The organism is Streptomyces sp. NPDC060194, from assembly GCF_042728285.1.
In the GTDB taxonomy this organism is placed as follows: domain Bacteria; phylum Actinomycetota; class Actinomycetes; order Streptomycetales; family Streptomycetaceae; genus Streptomyces.
Genome location: NZ_JBHWZH010000041.1, coordinates 22,935 through 44,894 on the forward strand (window position 1 = coordinate 22,935; position 21,960 = coordinate 44,894).

Sequence of the window (21,960 nt, forward strand, 5' to 3'; positions counted from 1 at the left end):
GATGCGCCCTCGCTCCAAGGAGTCCGTACGCGCCTTCTACGCCGACGCCGTCGAGCACGGCAAGAGCACCGCGGAGGGCCTCCGCTCTCCCACCTCGGCGGCCTTCAACCGCTTCCTGTCGACGGTCGGCGCCTCCACGCCCCGTTCGGCGCTGGACCTGGGCTACGGCATGGGCGCGTACACGATCGCCCTCGCCCGCGCGGGCTTCCGCGTCGTCGCCGTCGACCAGGTGCCGAGCGCGCCGTTCCGACAGCGGCTGCGCGACCACATCGAGCCGACGGATCGCGTCGAGGTCGTCGAGGAGCTCATCGAGCGCTACCCGATCCGCGACGCCTTCGGGGTGGTCGTCGCCAAGGACGTGTTGCACTACCTCGCGCAGAACGAGGTCGAGTCGCTCCTCGGCCGGGCCGTGGCGGTGTCCCACCCGCACAGCTGCCACTACCTCGACGTCTTCACGGCCATCTCCCGCACGGACAGCTCGGGCCAGATCCAGCGGATCGAGGGCGAGGCCGACTTCTCCCCCGAGTCCCTCCGCCGGCTCGTCGACCGCGTCTACCGGGGCTGGCACGTGTCGATCACGTGGAGCGAGCACGCCGAGCGCGACAGCCGCACCGACCGCAACTACTTCGAGGCCGTACGCGCCACCGTCGTCGCCCACCGCCGCGGCGCCGCCGCCCCCGCGCCCAGGAAGGAAGCACCGTGACCCCGCCCCTGCCGGAAGGCATCAGCTTCGTCGTCCCCTGCCACAACTCCGGGGACTACCTCGTCGAGGCCGTCGACTCCCTGATCGACCAGCCGCACCAGTTCCCGTACGAGATCCTCGTCGTGGACGACGGCTCCGACGACCCGAGCACGCTCGCCGCGATCGCGCGCTGCGCCGAGCGCGACGAGGTCCGCGTCCTCCGCCAGGAACACAGCGGGCACCACGCCGCGCGGAACGCCGGCATCAACGCCGCGGCCTTCGCGTACGTCATGCAGCTCGACGCCGACGACCGGCTCGCGACCGACCCGCCGCTGCTGACGGCCGGCAGCTATCCCGACCGCGCCGTCAAGTTCCTCCGGTCGCAGCCGCACGTCGCCTTCGTCCACACGATGTCGCGGATGATCGGCGACTTCGACGGCCTCACCATCTCCTCGTATCCCTGCCGCGAGGAGCTGATCCTCCGCAAGCACCACGTCCCCACCTCGATCGTCCACCGCCGCGAGGACGCCGTCCGCGGCGGCCTCTACGACCCCCGCGTGCTCAAGTGGGGCGACTGGGCGTTCGCCGTGAACCTCCTCGCGGGCCGCTTCCGCGCCGGGGCCGCGAACAACATCGTCTGCATCGCCGGGCCCCTGTACGAGTACCGGGTCCACGCCCGCACCAGACGAGTCTCCAACGCCGAGGTGTCCGAGTTCGACATGACCCTGCTCGTCGTCGAGCAGAACCTTGACCTCTTCCGGAGCCGTCTTGCCCGCGACGACTCCGCCGAGGCCATTACCCTCGACGTCCTCGCCGCGAAGCCGTCCCGGCTGGCCGACCTGATGCGCATGGCGGAGTACGACCTCGATCAGGCTCTGGCGGTCGCCCGCCAGCGGGACTTCTCCCTGTCGAGCCCCTTCGAGGGTTTGGGCATCCCGTAGAGCCTGACTCCCAGCTGAGGGCGGCCCATGCACTGATGTCTTCATGACTCGTTCACATATTGTGTGTGCATCCTCGGGCTGGGCGCGCCCTCCGCATCGTCGTACCAGACGTATCTGTGCACGGCGGGCACCCCTCTGCGAGGAGGAACAATCTCGGGCCCACCTCGCGGCGGGCGCCATTGCCTGCGGAGGGGACCCGACATGGACGGCAGAATCATTGCCGACCGCTACATCCTGAACACCATGCTGGGCCGGGGTGGCATGGGCGAGGTGTGGACAGCTGTCGACACCCGCATCGAACGCGAGGTAGCGGTGAAACTCCTGCCACCTCAGTCCGGTACGGACGGGACGGAGCTGTTCCTGCGCGAGGCTCGCACCGCAGGCGGACTAACCCACGTCGGTGTAGTCACCATTCACGACCTCGGCCAAGACCACGACGGCACCTTCTATCTGGTCATGGAACGCGTAATAGGGCGCGATTTGTCCCAGGTGCTGCGCGCCAACGCACCGCTCAAGATAACTGATGTCATCGAATGGACCTCCCAGGCTGCCGACGCCCTAGCTGTGGCCCACGCCGCGCACGTCGTCCACCGTGACCTGAAGCCCGCGAATGTCATGCTCACCGACAGCGGTACGGTCAAAATTCTCGACTTCGGTATCGCCCGCTACATCACCGCTGCCACCGAGGCCAGCCGTATCATCGGCACTCTCCACTACATGCCGCCCGAACGACTCATGGGAAAGGCTGGCGACGGCCGTGGCGACCTGTACTCCCTCGGCTGCATGCTCCATGAGCTCCTGACCAGCATGCGGCCCTTTGGCGACCTGGACAGTGCGGCGCTGATGTTCGCCCATGTCAGCCGCGAACCGGCCCCACCCAGCACCCACCGCCCTGACATTCCACCGGCGCTGGACCAACTCGTACTCGAGCTGCTTGCCAAGGATCCCGACCACCGGCCCGCCAACGCCGAAGAAGTACGCGACCGTCTCCGCGCCCTCATCACCCCGGTGCCGCCGAAGACTGCGACGCATCCGCCGATGGTCCGGGATATCGATCGCGCCAGCCCGACCAACGACGGTTCCCTCGCAGTCGGCCCAGTCCTGCAGGCGCCCAAGGCGTACTCACCCACGCTCCGGGGATCCGGCGCCGTCAGCTCACCGACCGGTGGGAACAGCGGCGGAGTTCCCGTGCAGTCGGCTGCCGAAGTGCCGGTGCATGCCGCGCCCACGCAGAGTGCAGCGCTCGCGCCTCACCCCTTGCGCCCGGTTACCCCCTACCCGCCCTCGACGGTCGAACTGGGGATCTTCAAGGGCTATATGGCTGTCGCCACACTCCATTCAGATCGCGTCGAGATCCGCCGCAGCAGAATCGCCAAACTTGCCGGACATAAGGACTCCACCACTTATTTTTCCAGCGTGCTCAAGCCCCACGAAAAACCAGCAACCCCCCTTGTCAACGGCTATGTACATCTCGCCACCGAGAACGATCCGCCGCACCTGCGCTTGAGTACTGGAGACAACTCAAAGTCGTGGGTTAATAATGAGCGCAGCATTTTGTTCACGTGGAACCAGCGGGATACTCAAGCCAGCTTCCTGGCGGCGGTATTGGGCACGTGGCATCAGGCTCAGATGGCGTCCCGCCGGGTGATGTAGCCGATTTGGAATCCGAAATCTGCTTGCCAGGAGCGAGGGTAGCGGGGCGGATACTCAGCCCGCCTTGGCTGGGGCACCTCGTGGATGAGAACCGTTTCGGGTCGTGGTCGGCCGGCTGCGCCCTGGCAACTACGACGGTTATGGGCGTGCCCTACTCCGGGGGAACGGCATTCGTCGGCAGAAGGCTGCATGGCAGATGGCGGCCACTGCGGTTGCGGTCTGCCGGTACCGCACCACCGCGCTCACGCCAGACCGACGTCGCCTGGACATGAGAGCGCAACCGCTCCGACCAAGCGCTTGTCGCGAACAGCAAGGACATGAAACGGGCCCGGACGTGCGATCGTCCGGGGCCCGCATCGTCATGCCGCTACGCCTCCGGCAGGCTCTCGATCTGCTTGCCCAGCCGGGCAATATCCGCTTCCGCCTTCGCCAGGCGGCCGCGGATCTTCTCGACGACGTGGTCCGGCGCCTTGCCGATGAACGCCTCGTTGCCGAGCTTGCCCTCCGCCTGGGCCTTCTCCTTGCGCGCCGCGTCCAGGTCCTTCGTCAGGCGCTTGCGCTCGGCCGCGACGTCGATGGTCCCGGAAAGGTCCAGGGCGACGGTGGCGCCGGCGACGGGCAGGGTGGCCGTCGCGTGGAAGCCGTCGCCCTCCGGCTGGAGACGCAGCAGCTGGCGGATGGCGGCCTCGTGCGCGGCGAGCGAGGTGCCCGACAGGTCGAGGCGGGCCGGCACCTTCTGGCCGGGCTGGAGTCCCTGGTCGGCGCGGAAGCGGCGGACCTCGGTGATGACCTGCTGGAGGTTCTCGATCTCCGCCTCGGCCGCCGCGTCGCGGAAGCCGCTGTCCTTGGGCCAGTCGGCGACGACGAGCGACTCTCCGCCGGTGAGCGTCGTCCACAGGGTGTCGGTGACGAACGGGACGATCGGGTGCAGCAGCCGCAGGGTGACGTCCAGGACCTCGCCGAGGACCCGGCTGGACACCTTCGCCTGCTCACCGCCGGCGAAGAACGTGGTCTTCGACAGCTCGACGTACCAGTCGAAGACCTCGTCCCACGCGAAGTGGTAGAGCGCGTCGGCGAGCTTCGCGAACTGGTAGTCCTCGTAGTACGCGTCCGCCTGGGCGACGACCGTGTTCAAGCGGGACAGGATCCACCGGTCGGTGGCCGACTGCGCCTCGACGGGCGGGAGTTCGCCCTCGACCGTCGCGCCGTTCATGAGCGCGAAGCGGGTCGCGTTCCAGATCTTGTTGGCGAAGTTCCGGGACGCCTGCACCCAGTCCTCGCCGATCGGCACGTCGGTACCGGGGTTGGCGCCCTTGGCCAGGGTGAAGCGGACGGCGTCGGAGCCGTACTTGTCCATCCAGTCCAGCGGGTTGACGACGTTCCCGAAGGACTTCGACATCTTCTTGCCGTGCTCGTCGCGCACCATGCCGTGCAGCGCGATCGTGCGGAAGGGGACCTCGCCGTCCATCGCGTAGATACCGAACATCATCATCCGGGCGATCCAGAAGAACAGCAGGTCGTAGCCGGTGACGAGGACGGAGTTCGGGTAGAACTTCGCCAGGTCCGGCGTCCGCTCCGGCCACCCCATGGTGGAGAACGGCCACAGCCCGGACGAGAACCACGTGTCGAGGACGTCAGGGTCCTGCGTCCAGCCCTCGCCCGACGGCGGCTGCTCGTCGGGGCCGACGCACACGGTCTCGCCGTTCGGGCCGTGCCAGACGGGGATGCGGTGGCCCCACCACAACTGCCGTGAGATGCACCAGTCGTTGAGGTTGTCGACCCAGTCGAAGTACCGCTGCGACAGGTCGGCCGGGTGGATATCGACCCGCCCGTCCCGCACCGCGTCGCCCGCCGCCTTCGCCAGCGGCTCGACCTTCACCCACCACTGGAGCGACAGCCGCGGCTCCAGCGTCGTCTTGCACCGCGAGCAGTGCCCGACGGAGTGCGTGTACGGGCGCTTCTCCGCGACGATCCGGCCGTCGGCACGCAGGGCCGCGACGATCGCCGAGCGCGCCTCGAAGCGGTCCAGGCCCTGGAACGGGCCGTGGACGGTGATGACGCCGCGCTCGTCGAGGACCTCGATCGAATCCAGGCCGTGGCGCTGACCGATCGCGAAGTCGTTCGGGTCGTGGGCGGGGGTCACCTTGACCGCGCCGGTGCCGAACTCGGGGTCGACGTGGGCGTCGGCGACGACCGGGATCGACCGGTCCGTCAGCGGCAGCTTGATCCGCTTGCCGATCAGGTGCGCGTACCGCTCGTCCTCCGGGTGCACCGCGACGGCGGTGTCGCCGAGCATCGTCTCGGCGCGGGTGGTCGCGACGACCAGCGTCTCGTCGCCGTCGCCGTACTTCAGCGAGACGAGCTCGCCGTCGTCGTCCTGGTAGTCCACCTCGATGTCCGAGATGGCCGTCAGGCAGCGCGGGCACCAGTTGATGATCCGCTCGGCGCGGTAGATCAGCTCGTCGTCGTACAGCTTCTTGAAGATCGTCTGGACAGCGCGGGACAGCCCCTCGTCCATGGTGAATCGGTCGCGGCTCCACGCGACGCCGTCGCCCAGGCGGCGCATCTGCCCGGCGATCTGCCCGCCCGACTCCGCCTTCCACTTCCACACCCGCTCGACGAACGCCTCACGCCCGAGGTCGTGGCGCGACTTGCCCTCCTTGGCGAGCTCGCGCTCCACGACGTTCTGCGTCGCGATGCCGGCGTGGTCCATGCCCGGCTGCCACAGCGTCTCGAAGCCCTGCATGCGCTTGCGCCGCGTCAGCGCGTCGATCAGCGTGTGCTCGAAGGCGTGCCCCAGATGCAGCGACCCGGTGACGTTCGGCGGCGGGATGACGACCGTGTACGCCGGCTTCTCGCTCTTCGCGTCCGCCTCGAAGTAACCCCGCTCTACCCAGCGCTCGTACAGCGGTACCTCTACCTCGGCCGGCGCGTACTGGGTCGGCAGTTCGGGGACGCTGTTCGGCCCGCTGTCGGGGCGCTGAGAGTTCTCGGTCACGCGCGCCAGTCTAGGGCCGCGCGGCGGCCGCCTCGTCCGGGCTTCACCCCTGCGGGGGCGGGGGCCGGGAACGCGGAAGCCGCGCGGGCGACGATTCATGTGTGACCAAGAACGCGGCCCGCGCGGCCGATGTCAGCATACCGCTCCGCACTGTGGGGCTCGTCACGGTCGATGAGTCGGCGTGACGCTACGGGGCCGGGGAGATCGGTGGCCCCTCCATCTCGCGGGCTCCATGGCTCACGTCGTACGGACTCGGATCTGAGTACGAAGGCGCAGTGCCATGTTGGCGACGCGACGGCCGCAGCTCCGTCGACGTCTCCATGTCTGATCCGCCGCTCGCGCGGCTGTCGGTCTCGGCAAGGAGTCCCTGCAGGCGGGCCTCGGCCCTGTCCGCAATGCCTCGATCGCGGACCGCGTCTTGGGTGTCACCTGCCGCCTCCGACTTCTCGGCGGCGGTCCTGGTGGCTCGCGCCGCTGCAGCGGACTTGCGCATGGCGTCCCGCAGCGCCGCGTCGGAGAGGTGAGCGTAGGGACGGGTGGTCGTCGCCGCACGCCCCGATGACGGTGTCGGGTTCTCGAGCTCCGTCGGGGCCTGCAGGTCGGTCGGCCGCGGAGCGTCCGCGTCGTGCGGCTCGGAAGCTCTCGACGCTCGAGGGGCGGGCAGATCCTCTATAGCTCCACGCACCTCTGCGGGGACCGCGCCTGCGGGAAGTTCGGTCAGGATCATGCGCTCTTCGGTGCCGTTCTCGATCTCGCGAACAAGGCCCGCGACCGCACGGTCCAGTTGCTCCTGCTCTGAGACAACCTCTCCCCCACGCGCCCGGTCAGCGTCGGTTTCGTATACCGCCAGCGGCAGAAAGAGGTGAGACTCCTTCTTGTCCCGCGACATCATCGTGTAGAGGGCGTTCGCCTGCGCGCCGGGGCCGTACACCAGGGCGTCCTCAACGGTGAGGCCCTGGGACTTGTGGCCGGTGATCGCGTAGCCGAGGCTCAGTCCGCCCTGGGCGATGTAGTCGGGGGCGACCCACTCGGCGACGTCTCGGTGGCCGTCGGCATTCTTCTCGCGCCACTCGACCAGGACCCGCCGGTCCTCGTCCACGGCTCGCACGACGCCGCGGAGACCGTTGAGCACGTCCTCGCTCTCGCCTCGGCTCCGCTTGCCCCGGTAGTCGTTCACCCGGAGGAGCACCTGGTCGCCAACGGACAGCGTCAGCTCGCCCCCGCCCGGCAGCGAGTACGCGTACTCGGGACCGGTGAGATCGCCGTTGGCCTTCCGGAGGGCGCGGGCGCCGAGGTTCAGCTCGTCGACGATGTCGTTGGTGGCGGCGAGCATGAGGAGTTGCCGTACGGCGGTGTGGTCGTCGGTGTGCGCAGCGCGTTTCTCGGACCAGACGGCGAGCATGGCGGCGAGGGTCTCGTCCTTGTCCGCGAGGGCGTGGACACGGCCGGTTCGGGCGAAGGTGCGGAGGGCATCGACGCGGTTGTCGTCGCGCCACAGCTCCAGCGCTCGGCGCTCGGCCAGGTCCTTCTGCCGGTAGTTCTCGGTGAGGCTGAGCCCGTCGACCAGGTGGTGCACGGCGGCGAAGGAGCCGCCGATGCCGGGCGAGTGCAGTTGCTTGGGGTCGCCGATGCCGACGACCTTCGTGCCGGTCGTCGCGGCGTGCGCGAGCAGCTCGGCGATGTCGCGGTCGTCGCACATCGCGGCCTCGTCGACGACCAGTACGTCGACGCCGTTGAGGCCGGTGCCACCCGCGCGGATGCCGGTGAGCCAGGACGTGAGGGTGCGGGACTCGATGCCGGCCTCGGCCTTGAGGTTCGCCGCGGCGACGGCCGCCGTGCTTGCGCCTGCGACAACGAGTCCGTCAGCCTCCCATGCCTGACGGGCGGTGTTCATGATCGTGGTCTTGCCCGAGCCGGCGACGCCCACGACGGCGTCGACCCCGTGTCCGGCGGTCAGCAGCCGCTCGAGAACCGCGCGCTGCTCGTCGGAGAACGCGAACGTGCCGCCGTGCTGGGCCTCGACGGTGGACAGGGCCATGTCGACCGTGTCGCGGCCGACCACGGCCGTCCGCTCGTCGAGTCGGGTCGTGGCCTCGGTGACGATCCGGGTCTCCGCAGCGACGACGTCCGCCGTCGTGTACCGGTCGGCGTGCGCGAAGTGCTGGGCACCGCGCGGGGTGAGCTGGACCGCGTATCCGGCGTGCCGCAGGACTGCGTCGGTGAGCTGCTCGCCCTCTTCGGCGGTGGCGACCCCGTACGGAAGCGCGTCGAGGACGGCGGCGATCGCGGCGGCGTGCGTGAAGTCCTTGGAGTGGCTGGTCAGGCCAGTCTTGGGGTCGAAGACGTGGGCGCACAGCTCGTCGAGCCCGAGGTTCTGGTCCGCGCGAATCCGCTCCATCGCGTCGGCCGCGATGGCGTCGGGGTCGTCGCCGGCCGCGCGGCCCTCGGCCTGCCAGTACGAGCGCAGGACGTCGTCCCCGACCCCGGCGGCCTCGCCGTTCTTCGCGGCCTTGGACGCCGTCGACGCGGCGGTGCGCTCGCGCGTCGTCGCGCTGTCGTAGTCGATGCCGAGCTTTGTCAGCAGGTCCCGGACCTGGCTGTCGCGCTTGCTGAACAGGCGGATCGTGGCCTCGGGGATCGCCGCGATCTCCCACGCGCCGGTCCGCTCCTCGCGACGGAAGCCGATGCCGAACTCGTCGGTCAGCTCCCGGCGGATGCGCGCGTTCATGAGGGACTGCGTCGCGCGGGCATGACGGTGGAGGTCGCGGCCTCCACCGGCGACGGTGGACCACTGGCCGTCCGTCCCCTTGACCATGTTGGCCAGGGTGAAGTGCAGATGGAAGTGCGGGTCACCGTACGGTGCGCCGTCCACGGGACGGGCCGCGCGGTGCACCATCATCCAGCCGGAGAATCCGCTCGTCCCGACCGTCGCCGCCTCCTCGCCGTCACCGTGGCGACCGCGCATGCCGTAGGCCGTCCACCGCTCCAGCGCGGTGATGGACTCGCGGCCGGCGGAGGTGTAGATGCCCTCGACGCGGGTGGCTATCTCCTCCGGCGCGTAGGCGAGGAACGCGGACTTCGACTTCGCGAGGTCCAGGGTGACGTCGGCGCCGAGGTTGCCGACCTGGACGCGGCCTTCGAGGAGGGCGGCCTTGATCTCCTCGGCGTCCCACACGTCCCCAGGTACGAGCCCGGCCGCGGTGGCCATGGCGACGGCCTCGCGTACGTCCATGGGCAGGTCGCGAAGGCGGCGTTCGCCCTCGCGCGTGGTCTGGGTGTAGCGCCGCTTCATGGACGCCGAGGCGAACAGGTCAGCGGGCTCTCGGCCGGTCTCTGCGACGCGATCCCCGATCGCTCGGAGGAGTGGGCGCGCGTCTAGGCGGCCACCCGCCTCGGCGGTCATGGCCTTCTCCACCGCGTCCTCGCCGTACAGGTCGACGGCATCGATTTCGACGGCGTCGGCGAGCTTGAGCAGCGTGGACGCCGGGACGCGATGCGACTCCCCGAACCGCTTCAGCTGGCCTTCCATCCGCCGGAACGCGTCCCGCTTGCGCTGGGAGTCCAGCAGCGACGCGGGGTCCACGCTGCGCTCGGCGGCAGCGCGACGAATCGCGCGGACCATCGGGGCCGCGGGGAGCTTCGCGGCCGACGCGATGGCGAGCTTGGGCTCGACGAGGGTCTGGCCGGTTCGGGGGGCCTCGCCGTGCATGATGCGACGGGCGGCCTGGAACTGCTCGGGGGCGAGGAGGCTTCCGGGCTCGATGCCGAACTCGGTGAGGCCGCCGCCGATCCATACGAGGGGGCGTTCGCCGGCGTCCAGGTGGTAGTCGACCTGGCCGTCAACGGACGCCCGCGGAAGCGTCTGCTCGCCGTACAGCTCGCGGGCGTCGAGCCCCGCCGCTGCGGCAACCTCGACGGCGTCGAACCCTGCGAGCCTCGCCGAGCCGGCGCTGCGGGTGAGCCCACGAGCGCGGAAGAAGGCGCGCTTGGCCTCGCGCGAGCCGAGCAAGGTGGCGACGGGCGTACCAGCCGCTTCGGCCTGGACTTCGACGGCTGCGACGAGCGGGGCCACGTCGACCGTCGTGTGCTTCCCACAGCCGTGGCCGCCGGTCAGGCGGTACTCAACCTGCTCGTCGGACGGACCGATCATGGTCACCCAGCCCAAAGGCCCGCGCACCTCCCGCACAACGAGGACTGGTTTCAGCCAGCTTGGCCGATTGTATCGTCACGAAGTGACGATACCTTGGTCCTTGAATTGCGGTCTCCGCGCAGCATGGCTCTCCATGTAGAACCGCAAGGAGCTCTCGAACGTCTCACCTACGACGAACGGGGGTCGTATGACCGGAGAGCCCAACGGCGCTGTCGATCGCACCTCGGAAAATTTGAACGACGCTCTTGGAACAGTCACCAGTGAGCTGGTTCGGGCCGACGCGAAAGCGAACATCGCCCTCGCTTTGAGTAGCGTCGGCCTGGGTTTCGTCGTCACTCGGGACCACAGCGATCAGGCTCTCGCCGTGCTCATCATTGGAGCGCTCGGCGCCACATGCCTGATGGTCGCCAGTGTGGTGCTGCTCATGACGGTCCGCCCTGTGCACATCGACGATGTCTCGGCCGAGGGCTGGTCGCGCTGGGCGGTCATGCAACCCGCCGCTTTGCGAGCTCATATGCGCATCGATCTCCGGGCCGAGCGTGTCGCGTTCCTAGCCCGTGCCGTGAAAGCCAAGTTCCGAAAACTCCGCATCGCCGTGAACTTCATACTGGCCGGAGTGGTGTTGCTGTTCGTGGCGGGCCTGCTCGCGCTTCTCTTATGAGACAGGCTCGCGAGAGGGCACGAGCTGACTGCTGTGCGGATGCAGCACGCAATCAGCCGTCAGGATGCTGACGCGCAGACTTGAGGATCAGGTTCCAGGTCGGCCGGGAGTAGGCCTTCTCAGCCTGCTCCTGGAGCTGGGGGATCAGCTCGGCGTTCGTCGCACCCGGGTTCGCCGCGATCGCCTGCCGTGCGAGGGTCAAGCGCTCGTCTCCCTGGTAGGGGTAGGCCACCCCGCGTCGGCCCGCAGGCCTGCCGCCGGCGTGGCCGCGGCCCTTGCGCTCCGCCACATACCGCCACAGCCGCCAGCGCTTCCACTTCGGGCGCCGGCGGGTGGGGAGCTCGTCCCAGTCGTCGGGCTCGGGCCAGCCCTCGGGCGGGTTCTGCACGTAGTGGGAGACAGTGGCGGAGTTGGCGAAACCGCAGACCTTCGCCGCTTCGGCCGGCCCGACGAGCTCGTCGGGGTCGCCGTCGAGCTTCGGCGGGTTGGTGGTGTTCGCGGCGGCGCGGCGGCGCTGGAGTTCGTGGTGCCAGGTCGCCCAGGCGTCGGCGTCCCAGTGCATGACGCCGTTGACGGTCTTCGCGACGGGCGGATGCCCGTTGTTCGCCCGGTCGCTCCAGAGGTTCTGGAGGGTGGGTTCGCTGAGCGCGTGGACCTTGCGCAGGTCGGCTCTCGAGTAGAGCGTGCGGTCGGCATCGCTGGCCACGGTCGACTCCTGTTTAGGGTGCTGATCACTCGATGGAGCACCGCGAGGTCTCCAGACGCGACGACCCGGCTGGCTGCGTACCGGTCGTAGCATGGGACATGTTCTTTCTGGTGAGAGAACACGGACGGCCAGCGCCTTGTTGCCCCTTGCGCGCTGGCCGTCATCCTGCCTTGGTTTTAATTAAACCACTTTGCTCCCGATCTGCGCGTCCCACTTCGCTACTCGGCGAGTGCCTCCAGCAAACCTGACATTCCAGGGTCAGGCGTCGAACTCCCACCAGGCGGCACTTCGGCCCGGAAGTGGGGCTGGCGACTTCAGTGCCGTGCCCTTCCGGACAGCGTCCGCCGTCTTCTGCGAGACCGGTCCAAGTCGAGGCCTCCACTCGGCCTCTCGCTTCATCTGGGCCTTCAGCCGCTCGACATGGCCGCTGAAGCTTCGCGCCGAGGGTGAGCCGTGCAGCTCCCGATGGCATGGGCCGCAGAAGACCCCCTCATCGAACGGCTTCCTCTTCGGCGAGTTTCCGCAGCCTGCACGGCTACATCCCCTGTTGCGCATCCGTCCCCCCGATTGATGCGTAGTACACAACTCAACTACAGAGCCCATTGCAGCAGACGGTGGTCGACGGTGTCCTGTGATCAGGACTTTCTCAGCGGAACGAACGATCACGCTGGTCGCGAGACCCGTCCTCGCCGAAGCAGGCTCGGGACCCGCCCAAAGGACGGTCCGCGCTTCGACAACGCGGCCGCACCACGGGCGCGGGTCGTGAGGGACGAGCGGCTCGCGGGTCGTCGCGCCTGCGCGACGACATGGGCTGCCGCGCCCCCGCGGGGCGCGTCCTCAGCGGCCACCCGTCGATATCGGGGCCGGCTGCGATGAGCGCACCTGGCCCGCTTCGCGTCGATGCGGCGCCCACCGCCGGCCCGGGGGAAGCCTCTGCCCCCCGGACCGGCGGCCTCATGATCACCCGCGATGAAGCGTGTGGCGCCCGGCCGGGTCCGCCTCGGCCAGCCCGGCACGCTCCCGCCAGGCCCGCCGCACGGCGCCCCGGAGCGCGTCCCCGTCCTCGCCGACGAACCACCCGCGGCGCAGATCGCGGGCGAGGTCCCGGAACGCGTCCGGGTGCATCGTGGCGAGCGTGTCGTCCAGCAGGGTCAACTCGGTCGGCAGCATCGCCTGGACCGTGTCGCCCGGCTCCGGTGCGCCGAGGGTGAAGTACCAGACGAGCGCCATGGTGGCCTCGTCCGCGGACTCCGGCCCGCCGAACGGGCCGACGACGACCCCGGGGCGGGCGTCGAGTTGGCGGCCTCGGAGCCACGGGCCGGCCACGACGAGCGTGGCGGTGGTGAAGTCCTTGACGGTGGGGGTCTCGCGCATGCCGAACATCTCGCGTCCTGTCTGGTGAGAGTTCCGCCGGGGCCGGTCGACCCCGGCGGCGCGCCGATCAGGGGTTGCCCTCCCCTTGCGGCACTATTAATTAAGCCACGTTTTAGCTGACGGGGGAAGCGCCGACAGCTTCACCCCGACGCTCCGCAGCTGCGAGCACGACCCGGGCGATGTCCCGGCCCGCCTCGATGACCCGCACGGCGGATTCATGGATCGGGGGCTTCTTGCCCGCGGCGACGACGCCCGCCAACTGCGGCACGTCGGCCGGACCGGGCGTGACGCCGAGCATGAGCGCGGCAACGTGCGCCGCCGAGGCGACCTCGGCGGCCCGCTGCCCGGGAATCAGGGCGTCCTCCTCGTCGATGCGCCGCCACGCGTGCCCGTACAGCAGGACGCGCGCGGCGTGTTCCGCGGTCACACGGTCGAAGTCGTACCCGCCGGAGCGCTCGGGGTCCTCGCCGTACGCCTCCCGGTACTGGTCGACCAGGAGGTCACGCACGACCTCCGCCGCGTGCGGGACGGCAGCGGGCTGCTCGTACGCCTCGCCGTCGGTCTGGCTTACGTCGAACACGGGCCCGGCCTTGAAGCCGGAGACCCGCCGACCCTCGCGCTCACCGTCCACGGGCGCGGCCTCGGGCTGCGACTGCTGGCGGCCGTCGCCCGCAGCCGTCGCGGCCTGGTCGGCTTCCGACCTTCGCCGAATCGGCGTCCAGATACGGATGGACGTAGACCCCTTCGCGGGGAATCGGCCGGCCTTGCGCCACTCTCCGGACGACCGCACGTCCGTGGCGTCAGGCAACTGCGCGGCGATGACGACGCAGTTGACGGCGCTCCGGTCGGCCAGGGTCGCGGCGGTGCGCATCACGCCCGTCCAGAACTCTTCGCTCGCGACCATCGCGCCGTACGCGCGGTCCATCACCATTTCCAGCTCACCGCGCATCCTGGCGCTGTAGGCGCGGCGCTCTTCGTCGGTCATTTTCAGCTTGCGGGGCATGCTGCACCCTCCTGGTGAGAGATGGATCTTCGAGACCGTCCGGGGCATTACCCTCCCCGTCCGGCATATTTAATTAAACCATGTTATGCACGAACCGGCAATGCGCGACGTCAGCACCGGGGCTCGCATCCGCGGCTCGGCCGACGCGCCTCTCGGCCGGTGGGGCGGCCGGGCACTCCCCAGCCACCCCACCGTCACCTCACGCCGCTACCGGCCCGCGCTCGGCAACGCGGCATCGGGTAAGGAAGGTCTGCGCCGTCTCGCCGTACACGCCGTGGTCCTTGACCGTGCCGGTCAACTCGACCTCGTCACCCTGGTCGGGAACATCGGCGGCACTGCTGAACCAAATGAACACGTTCCCGTCGCCGTCCTGGAACTTCACCAGCCGACGCCGCTGCGACTGGTAGCCGTACGTGCGGCCCTCCAACTCGATCACGGTCGTGACAGTCGCGTTCCTGGTAAGCCGTTCCCCCACCGCACCCTGCGGTCGGCTGCTCCGGGCCGCCTGCTCGGCGGCCTCCCTGCCCTGGTCGCGGCGCCACCCGGCGATGGCCGACACCAGGGTCGGGAGGTGGCGCGGGGCGACGGTCTCGTCCTTGGTCAGCTGGCCGACCTTGTGGCGGTAGTCGGAGAGGCTGCCGTACCCCTCGACCGCCCACGCCCTCACCGCAGCAGCGGTCCGCGGGGCGTCCTGGTCGGCGTCGAGTCCGTCGCGCCACTCCTGCGGCGCCTTGCGGTCGAAGAAGTACGCCTCGACGCCGTCGGCGGTCGGCATGGCGTGCGTCCACTCCTCCGAGCGGGCGTAGAAGCGGCCCTCGGCCTTCACGATGGCGGCGGTCACCCGCAGCACCTCGAGCACGGCGACCCGCAGGTCGGCGGGATAACCGCCCTCGCCGCCGTCCTCGTCCCAGTCGGCGTCCTTCAGCCTGCCGAACCGCCACAGCGCCTCAAGGCCCTTGATCGGCAGCCCGGTGTACGGCTCGACGCACGTCGTGCCCAACTGCGCCATCTCGCCGCTCTCGTGGCGCGCGAGGTAGGTCGCGGTGCGGTGGCGGGCGACGGCGCACCCATGGCAGAGGTTCGCGACGGCGCGGTACCGGCTCGCGGCCTCGGCGTCCCGCTCGGACAGACCAGGGAACAGGCTGGTGATCGTCTCGCCCTCGTCGTCATGGTCGAGCCGGGCGACGACGGTCCAGCCGTCGTGACGCGGAACGTCACCGGCGATCGTCACGGTGACGGTGGGACGCTGCCCGATCAGACGGCCGTCAACGTCGCGGTAGTCGGAGAGGAACGGCTCGGAGACGTCGAGCGCGTACGCGCTGAGGTGGTGGACGGCGGCGCGGGCGTTGGCCGCCTCGACGAGCCGCCGGACGTGGGACTCCGCCGTGGCGGGGACGGAAAACTGCATGGCTGCGCTGGTCATCGCGGGTGCTCCTGCTGGTGAGAGATGCGGGCCCGGCCGCGCGGGTTGCCCTCCGCGTACGGCCGGGGTGGGGGCCGGCTACGGCCCGGGGAGGGGAAGCTGCCGCCCCTCCGACTCGCGCGCTCGCTGGCCGGGGGCGGCGCGACGGCTGCCCCCGGCCTGTGTGCGACTACGCGGTGATGGACCTCGCCGTACGGCCGATCCGCTTGCCGCCGATGTCGGCGCGGCCACCGGCGGACCACCCGGCCCCGTACCCGTTGCCTGTGACCGTGGTGCTACCGCTCTTCCGCGAACGCGGGTACGCCTGGTGGTAGTTGCGGGAGACGACGGCCTTGCGGTCGGCGAGGACCAGGGCCGCGCTGCGGCCGGTCGCGGTCGTCGCGCCGCGCGCCGCCTCCCGGGCGCCGCGCTCGGCCTCCTCGATGCGGTCGCCCACCCGGTTGACGAAGCCGAGGAGCCAGGAACGGCGCCATGCGCGGGCCCCCTGGCCCGGCGGGACGGTCTGGGCGGCGAGGCCGCCGTTCATTTGGAGCAGGAGCGAGGTGTAGAGCAGCTCGACGCGCTGGAGGTCGCTCTCGTACCCGAAGACGTGGACGCTGCGGGCCGGGCCGTCGCCGTTCCGCCCGAGGTGGATCATCTCGCAGCCGAGCGCGGTCGCGATGCGGTGGATGAGCCGGACCCGCTCCATGGCCCAGGGGTTGTCCAGCACGATCTTGCGGTCGGTCGGCACGTCGCCGGACGGGTTCGCGTCGCCGACCATCGCCTGTTCGACGCCGTACTTCGCCATCATCTCGAACGCGCGCTTGCGGGCGAGTTCGGCTTCCGCCTCGGGGGCGCGCGGGTCCTCGGCCTTGGCGAGAAGGGCGCGGATCGTTTCGAGCTTCGCGGACGTCTGTGTGGTGCCCATGCGCGTTCTCCTGGTGAGAGGTTGTCGGCGGCCGGTCGGCCCGCCCGTGTCGGTCGGGGGTTGCCCTCCCCTCTCGACATGTTTAATTAAACCATGTTATGACGTGCGTTGCAACCTCTCACCGCCTATGACCTGCGACTTTCCCCGTACGACCCGCACCCGCTCGGCCGGGCCGCGCCCACCACGACGCCGGGCGGGGTTCCCTCCTCGGTCGGACAGCTCCGCCGTACCAGGGTTCCGGGCGCGGTGTCCTGGCTCGCGCAGCGACCGCGCAGCGGCTCGGCCTGGACGCCGCGCCCGGGTTCCTGGTACGCCCCCTGGGTGTCCGGCCGAGGAGGGAACTCCGCCCCACCCGCGCCCACGACGCGCCCGCACCCGAACAAGCCGCCCCCGCCCCCTCCGAGGGAGGACCCGCCGGAGGCGTGTCCAACACAGGGGAGGTATGCGGTCCGCGACTACCCGGGGGGCGGGGATAGAGCAGCCACACGCCTCAAGGTCGATCCCTGGCATCGCGAGCATCGGGGATCGGATGCACGCTGGAAGGGGATCTGTTTCCGACAGGAGAAGCTCGTGAGTTCGCATCGCCACCATCGAGCCGCCGTCATTTCTGCGGGAGCCGCGCTAGGCGTCCTGCTTACCTGCTCCGCAACCAGCGAAAGGGAACAGTCCCGCTCTCAAGGGGCGGCTGCAAGGCAGCATATTTCCCTGAATGCCGCCGACCCCAGCGAGCCCGGATATGACATGCCGACAACTGAAGAGGACATTGACTACGAAGGGTCGGTTAAGACGAAGGATGAATCATTCGTTCGCTATCCTGACGGCCTGACGGTTCGCATACATAAAGTAGAGCGTCTCCCAGACTCTGCAGGCGTGACATGCACAGATGACGGCGACTGCCAGCCGGGGGTCATTGCGGGGCACGAACTAATACGGGTGGGCGTTTCGATGGAGATGGCAGAGGAATCCGCACCACTACCTCTTGAAGTCACAGGACCCAGCCCCGAGCTCTTCGTAGGCCCGAATCGTGAAGCCACCGAGACAGACTGCGGGTTCAGCGGTGGTGAAATAGAGATGTGCACAGAGACCAGTGAAAATGCCCCGACGCGGGTAGCTCCAGGAAACAAGGTGATTTGGTACAGCACATTCATTGTTCCGGAGGAGAGCAAAGAGATGGCTCTGACGGTCTACCCGGGCGAGTATCTGACTGACTTCACATTCACCGACGTCGAGACCCTTCTCAAGCCTTAGCGGACTGGCCGTTCTTGGGAAAAATCGCGGCGTACGCCCACTAAATCGAAGGCTGAGCGGACAAGCCGCCCAGCGTCTGTCCGGATCGCAAGTCCACGAGGAATCCCTCGATTCGAGATGTCCGCGGACTTGTGCGTATGGTGCGCGCGACAAACACCGATCATGGACAAGACTGGGGGCCCAGGTGGGCACAACTCCGGCAGCAACGGTGAGCGCTGCAGAGCTCCGACGGCGGGTACGCGCGGTCGAAGCGCTCCAGGCGAAGACCCGGGAGGCGGCGGCGGCGAACGTGCTGACCACGCGGAAGGCAGCGGCGAAGGCGGCGCGCGCGAAGGAAGCGGCGGACGTCGCGGCCCGGGAAGCCACCGCCGTGGCGCTGCGACTGTTCGGCAACGACGCCGCTCTGGTCTCGGAACTCCTGGGCGTGCCGACCGAGGAGCTCGAACGCGAGGCGAAGTCTGTTACCGCCGCCCGCGCGAAGGAGGCGATCGAGACGCTCCGGACTCGCGTCGAGCGCCCCCGCCCTGCCCGCACCCGCACCCTACGAGCGGCGGCGCCACCTTCGCCATCGAAGCGCCCGGACTTCACGCCCGACGGCCCCCCTGCCGATGCCGGCTGACGAGCTGAGCCCTGGACTCTTCCCGCTTGTGGTGGTGACGGGCTCCGATCCCGTGGACGAACAGCTCGCCCTCATCGGCGAGCCAACCCCGTTGCGCATACCGGCCGTCGAATGGGCCGCCGGGCTGGCCGACAACTCCGTCCGCGCCCGCTACTGGGCCAAGGTCTACCGCACCTCGTCACCGGACGACTGTTGGTTCTTCCTCGGCGCGATCTCCAGCACCGGCCACGCCAGCTTCCGCGCCGCCTCCCGCCCCGGCCGCACCCGCCGCGGTACCGTCCCCGACCACCTCTACGGCTACCAACTCGCCCACGGCATCATTCCCCGCCTCGGCTGGGGCACCGATCACCCCACCGTCTGCCACACCTGCGACAACCACTCCTGCCAACAGCCCACCCACCTCCGCCTCGGCACACCAGCGGATAACCGCGCCGAATGGCTCACCCGCCGCCGCGACCCGAACAGCCCCCTCGCCGACCTGCGCGGCCCAGCCGGGCGATCCCGCACGATCGGTGCCGCCATCCGCGCCGGATTGGCTAGGAGCGAGTCAAGTACGCAGACGGCAGATCGTGTCAGCGCCGCCGTCGCCGACGGGCGACCGCTCAGCCTGTGGTGACGGCATCCCCTTCGGTTCCGAGAGCCCGCCGCGCAGCCAACTGGAACGCCTCCTCCAGGGGCCTCTTTGCTTCGAAGGCCGCCATGAACCGCTCGTCGTAGTGCTCGAGTTGCCCGATGCCCTGTCCGACCGAGGCGCGGATCCAGGACCCGGTCAGCATCTCCCAGTTCCTCATGGACCGACGCAGTTCCTCAGCAGCAGCCGATACCGCATGGGGGCCGGCCATCGTGACGGCGGCAGACGCCGCGCTGAACTGCGTCCAGGCATCGTGCACGCTGCGGAAGCTGTCCTCCCAGGCTTCAGGCGCCTCATCTCCGTGGAGCGAGTCGGACGCCTTCCAGATCGCGTTGGACAACTGCTTCGTGCACGTCACGAAGTCCGTGTACGTCCCGCGCCGCACGTCTGCGAGCCAGCGCTTCTCGTCAGCACGATGCTGGGCAGCAACAGTTCGAAGCTGCGCTCTGACGGTGAGAAGACCTCCCCCGAGACCGCCTACCGCACCGATCGCGGCACCGAGTATTGCTGCAATGCTCGCGTCCACTTCGCGCCTCCCCCGCTCTGATGGAAGCGGCCTACCCCGGCACTGCCCAGCTCAGTGCTGAACGCCGTGAGACCCGCCCACGAACAATCCGGCCGTCAGGCCGCCTCGGAGAGGGCACGCTGCGGCTCCGCCGCCCCCATCGCCCACTTCACAGCCGCCACAACCTCGTCGTCCGAGGACTCCAACAGGTGCCCGTACCGGTCGACGGTCGTCGTGATCGACTCGTGGCCCAGGCGGGCCTGAATGACGGGCAGGGGGACTTTCCCGGCGATGAGCCACGAGGCGTGCGTGTGGCGGAGGTCGTGGATGCGGGGGCGCTTGGTCAGGCCGGCGGTGTTGGCGGCGTCGAGGGCGGGCTTCCAGCGGTGGGCGAAGAAGACGCCGGAGTGCCAGGCGCCGCCCTCGGGGGCGGTGAAGAGCAGGTCGGTCGGCTGCTTGCCGAGGCAGCGGCGTTGGAAGAGTTGGACCTGCTCGGGGGTGAGGACGAGGGTGCGGCGAGACTTCTTGGTCTTCGGGGAGCCCAGGAACGTGCCGCCGCCCTCACCGCGGCGCTTCCAGGCGCGCTGGACGCGCAGGGTCGGCCGCTTCGAGACGAAGGTGAAGTCCCGCGGCTGCAACGCGGTGACCTCGCCCCAGCGGAGCCCCGTGCTCACCAGCGCGTCGACGATGTCGACGGCGTCCGCGCGCACGTGCTGCCGGAGGACTGCGTACTCCTCCGGCTCGAGGAACACCTCGTCGTCCTCGGTGTCGTTGCCCTTCGGCAGCCTGGTGTGTGCGCAGGGGTTCGCGTCGCGCAGGGCGGGGTCGGCGGTGACGGCCGACTGCAGGATGCTGAACAGCAGGCCGTGGAGGTTGGCGATCGTCTTCGGGGCGTACGGCCGTCGCTTCGTACCCACCGGGTGACCTGGGCCGGGTATCCCGTTCTGCAGGTCCCGGATCCACCGGCTGACGTGGTCACGGCCGAGCTTGGCCCCTCGGTCGGAGACGGAAAGCTCGCCGAACCACGGGATCATGTGGTTGTCAATGAAGCGCGTGTAGTTGATCCGCGTGTGCTCCGATATATCGGTCAGCAGGTCCACGTAGGCGTGGGCGAAGACCGGGAAGCGCTCGGCGTCCGGGAGCGGAGGCTCGTCCGCCGTGACGAAGCCCTTGCCCTTGACCCACCCCGGCGGCCATTGCTGTCCGTGACCGTTGACGAGGTCGCGGAAGCGCTTGGCGGACGCCTCGTCATCGAAGCTCTCACGCTGCCAGTCCCCTGTGCGGGAGCCGCCGGAGCGCCAGATGATCGAGTACGTGAGGCCGCCGTCGGCCCGGCTGTAGGTCTTGATCGAAGCCATACCGAGCATCGTAGGAGGGGGCCGGTGTGGCGAATGTGTGGCGAAACCACTGGAGGCATGCCTCGATACGACCTGTTTTCGCAGGTCAGATCGATTCTGCATGGGTGGGGCGGGTGGGACTCGAACCCACGGCCGACGGATTATGAGTCCGCTGCTCTAACCGGCTGAGCTACCGCCCCGTGTCGGCGTGGCGCGTACATATGTGCGCGCCGTCTGCCGCAGCATAGCCGTTCATACGATCTGTTGCCTCGGATGGTCGACATCGCCATGACCAGGAGGACTGCGGGGGCGGGCGGGTGGTTCCGGGCGGGGCGGAAGTCACACGAACGGGGACGAACGGGGGCACGAGAAGAGGGCCCCCGCGGGGGCCCTCCCGTTTCTGCTCCTCCGACTGGACTCGAACCAGTAACCTGCCGGTTAACAGCCGGCTGCTCTGCCAATTGAGCTACAGAGGATCGCGCTCCCCCGACTGGACTCGAACCAGTAACCTGCCGGTTAACAGCCGGCTGCTCTGCCAATTGAGCTACAGGGGATTGCTGCGGTGCGGCCGGTACACACCTGCCTGGGTGAACCCGGGCGGCGTGCTGCGGCTGCGACACATACATTAGCGCAAGCAGGGGGGTGCTTCGCCAATCGGTATCGCTGCGGGCCGCGGGCTCTCGGAGAGCCGCCCCGGACAGGGGTGATCTCGTGTCCGGGGGGGTAGGCGGCACCCGCAGACGATCGCTGGAGAAGAACCGAAGGGTGGCAGGCATGCGGTACCGACTTTCGTTCGTCGTCGGACTGGCCCTGGGCTACGTGCTCGGCACGAAGGCCGGCCGTGAGCGCTACGAGCAGATCCGGAAGTCCGCGCGGCAGGTCGCGCAGAACCCTGCCGTGCGCAACGCCGCCGAGTCGGCGGCGCAGAACGGCCGGCAGGTGGCCGGCAAGGCGTACGGCGTCGTCAGCGACAAGGTGGGCGACCGGCTGCCGGAGTCCGTGGCCGGACGCGTCCGGTCGCTCCGGGAGCGCAGCGCCCACCGCGGCACGGACGAGTGGGGCACCAACACCTAGAGATCGCCGACAGGCTGCGGAGGGCCGCGCGCCCGCTCAGCCGAGATC

The 21,960-nt window shown here is 69.3% G+C and carries 17 protein-coding genes and 3 tRNA genes; 8 read left to right on the forward strand and 12 right to left on the reverse strand.

Annotated elements, in window-relative coordinates:
* Nucleotide 1 precedes the first annotated feature (1 nt).
* The 3 genes from ACFWEG_RS12015 to ACFWEG_RS12025 all read left to right on the forward strand — a co-directional run bounded on the left by ACFWEG_RS12015 (nucleotide 2) and on the right by ACFWEG_RS12025 (nucleotide 3,276).
* Nucleotides 2-703 carry a class I SAM-dependent methyltransferase gene (locus ACFWEG_RS12015; RefSeq protein WP_387212705.1) on the forward strand — a complete coding sequence of 234 codons (702 nt, stop codon included), beginning with the start codon at nucleotides 2-4 and terminating at the stop codon, nucleotides 701-703.
* Nucleotides 700-1,623 (forward strand): glycosyltransferase family 2 protein, encoded by a 924-nt coding sequence (locus ACFWEG_RS12020; RefSeq protein WP_387212657.1) that lies wholly within the window; start codon nucleotides 700-702, stop codon nucleotides 1,621-1,623. The genes ACFWEG_RS12015 and ACFWEG_RS12020 overlap by 4 nt, the downstream gene beginning before the upstream one ends.
* Nucleotides 1,624-1,824: 201 nt before the next feature.
* Nucleotides 1,825-3,276, forward strand: coding sequence for a protein kinase (locus tag ACFWEG_RS12025; RefSeq protein WP_387212660.1), 1,452 nt, complete (start codon nucleotides 1,825-1,827; stop codon nucleotides 3,274-3,276).
* A gap of 367 nt (nucleotides 3,277-3,643) precedes the next feature.
* On the opposite strand, the gene ACFWEG_RS12030 is transcribed toward ACFWEG_RS12025, so the two are convergent.
* Both ACFWEG_RS12030 and mobF read right to left on the reverse strand, forming a co-directional pair.
* The gene (locus ACFWEG_RS12030; RefSeq protein ID WP_387212663.1) at nucleotides 3,644-6,274 is read right to left on the reverse strand and encodes a valine--tRNA ligase; all 2,631 of its coding nucleotides are present in this window, start codon (nucleotides 6,272-6,274) and stop codon (nucleotides 3,644-3,646) included.
* A gap of 187 nt (nucleotides 6,275-6,461) precedes the next feature.
* A complete protein-coding gene (gene mobF / locus ACFWEG_RS12035; RefSeq protein ID WP_387212666.1) occupies nucleotides 6,462-10,424 on the reverse strand; it encodes a MobF family relaxase in 3,963 nt (1,320 codons plus the stop codon).
* Nucleotides 10,425-10,611: 187 nt separating this feature from the next.
* Between mobF and ACFWEG_RS12040 the strand changes: the two genes are divergently transcribed.
* Nucleotides 10,612-11,085, forward strand: a complete 474-nt coding sequence (locus tag ACFWEG_RS12040) for a Pycsar system effector family protein (RefSeq protein ID WP_387212669.1) — start codon at nucleotides 10,612-10,614, stop codon at nucleotides 11,083-11,085.
* Nucleotides 11,086-11,137: 52 nt separating this feature from the next.
* Here the strand turns inward: ACFWEG_RS12040 and ACFWEG_RS12045 are convergent, their stop codons facing one another.
* The 5 genes from ACFWEG_RS12045 to ACFWEG_RS12065 form a co-directional block, all read right to left on the reverse strand.
* On the reverse strand, nucleotides 11,138-11,791 hold the full coding sequence (locus ACFWEG_RS12045) for a hypothetical protein (protein WP_387212672.1): 654 nt from the start codon (nucleotides 11,789-11,791) through the stop codon (nucleotides 11,138-11,140).
* A 960-nt stretch (nucleotides 11,792-12,751) separates the two neighbouring features.
* Nucleotides 12,752-13,165, reverse strand: a complete 414-nt coding sequence (locus ACFWEG_RS12050) for a DUF6409 family protein (protein WP_387212675.1) — start codon at nucleotides 13,163-13,165, stop codon at nucleotides 12,752-12,754.
* Between the two features lie 112 nt (nucleotides 13,166-13,277).
* Nucleotides 13,278-14,168 (reverse strand): hypothetical protein, encoded by an 891-nt coding sequence (locus ACFWEG_RS12055; protein WP_387212678.1) that lies wholly within the window; start codon nucleotides 14,166-14,168, stop codon nucleotides 13,278-13,280.
* Between the two features lie 199 nt (nucleotides 14,169-14,367).
* Entirely contained in the window at nucleotides 14,368-15,591 is a 1,224-nt protein-coding gene (locus tag ACFWEG_RS12060; RefSeq protein ID WP_387212681.1) for a hypothetical protein, read from the reverse strand.
* Nucleotides 15,592-15,760: 169 nt separating this feature from the next.
* Nucleotides 15,761-16,498, reverse strand: coding sequence for a DUF2786 domain-containing protein (locus ACFWEG_RS12065; protein ID WP_387212684.1), 738 nt, complete (start codon nucleotides 16,496-16,498; stop codon nucleotides 15,761-15,763).
* A 741-nt stretch (nucleotides 16,499-17,239) separates the two neighbouring features.
* Between ACFWEG_RS12065 and ACFWEG_RS12070 the strand changes: the two genes are divergently transcribed.
* From ACFWEG_RS12070 to ACFWEG_RS12080, 3 genes are all read left to right on the forward strand, one after another.
* Nucleotides 17,240-17,746 carry a hypothetical protein gene (locus tag ACFWEG_RS12070; RefSeq protein ID WP_387212687.1) on the forward strand — a complete coding sequence of 169 codons (507 nt, stop codon included), beginning with the start codon at nucleotides 17,240-17,242 and terminating at the stop codon, nucleotides 17,744-17,746.
* Nucleotides 17,747-17,954: 208 nt separating this feature from the next.
* Entirely contained in the window at nucleotides 17,955-18,365 is a 411-nt protein-coding gene (locus ACFWEG_RS12075; protein WP_387212690.1) for a hypothetical protein, read from the forward strand.
* A 34-nt stretch (nucleotides 18,366-18,399) separates the two neighbouring features.
* Complete coding sequence (locus ACFWEG_RS12080; RefSeq protein WP_387212693.1) at nucleotides 18,400-18,981, forward strand: hypothetical protein; 582 nt, start codon at nucleotides 18,400-18,402, stop codon at nucleotides 18,979-18,981.
* Here the strand turns inward: ACFWEG_RS12080 and ACFWEG_RS12085 are convergent.
* From ACFWEG_RS12085 to ACFWEG_RS12105, 5 genes are all read right to left on the reverse strand, one after another.
* Entirely contained in the window at nucleotides 18,968-19,522 is a 555-nt protein-coding gene (locus ACFWEG_RS12085) for a hypothetical protein (protein WP_387212696.1), read from the reverse strand. The genes ACFWEG_RS12080 and ACFWEG_RS12085 overlap by 14 nt on opposite strands.
* A 95-nt stretch (nucleotides 19,523-19,617) precedes the next feature.
* Entirely contained in the window at nucleotides 19,618-20,859 is a 1,242-nt protein-coding gene (locus ACFWEG_RS12090; protein ID WP_387212699.1) for a tyrosine-type recombinase/integrase, read from the reverse strand.
* Nucleotides 20,860-20,964: 105 nt separating this feature from the next.
* Nucleotides 20,965-21,038: transfer RNA gene (locus tag ACFWEG_RS12095), tRNA-Ile, on the reverse strand.
* A 203-nt stretch (nucleotides 21,039-21,241) separates the two neighbouring features.
* Nucleotides 21,242-21,314 (reverse strand) — tRNA-Asn (locus ACFWEG_RS12100).
* A gap of 5 nt (nucleotides 21,315-21,319) precedes the next feature.
* Nucleotides 21,320-21,392: transfer RNA gene (locus ACFWEG_RS12105), tRNA-Asn, on the reverse strand.
* A 220-nt stretch (nucleotides 21,393-21,612) separates the two neighbouring features.
* Here ACFWEG_RS12105 and ACFWEG_RS12110 point away from each other — a divergent pair.
* Nucleotides 21,613-21,912 (forward strand): YtxH domain-containing protein, encoded by a 300-nt coding sequence (locus tag ACFWEG_RS12110; protein ID WP_387212702.1) that lies wholly within the window; start codon nucleotides 21,613-21,615, stop codon nucleotides 21,910-21,912.
* Nucleotides 21,913-21,960: the final 48 nt, after the last annotated feature.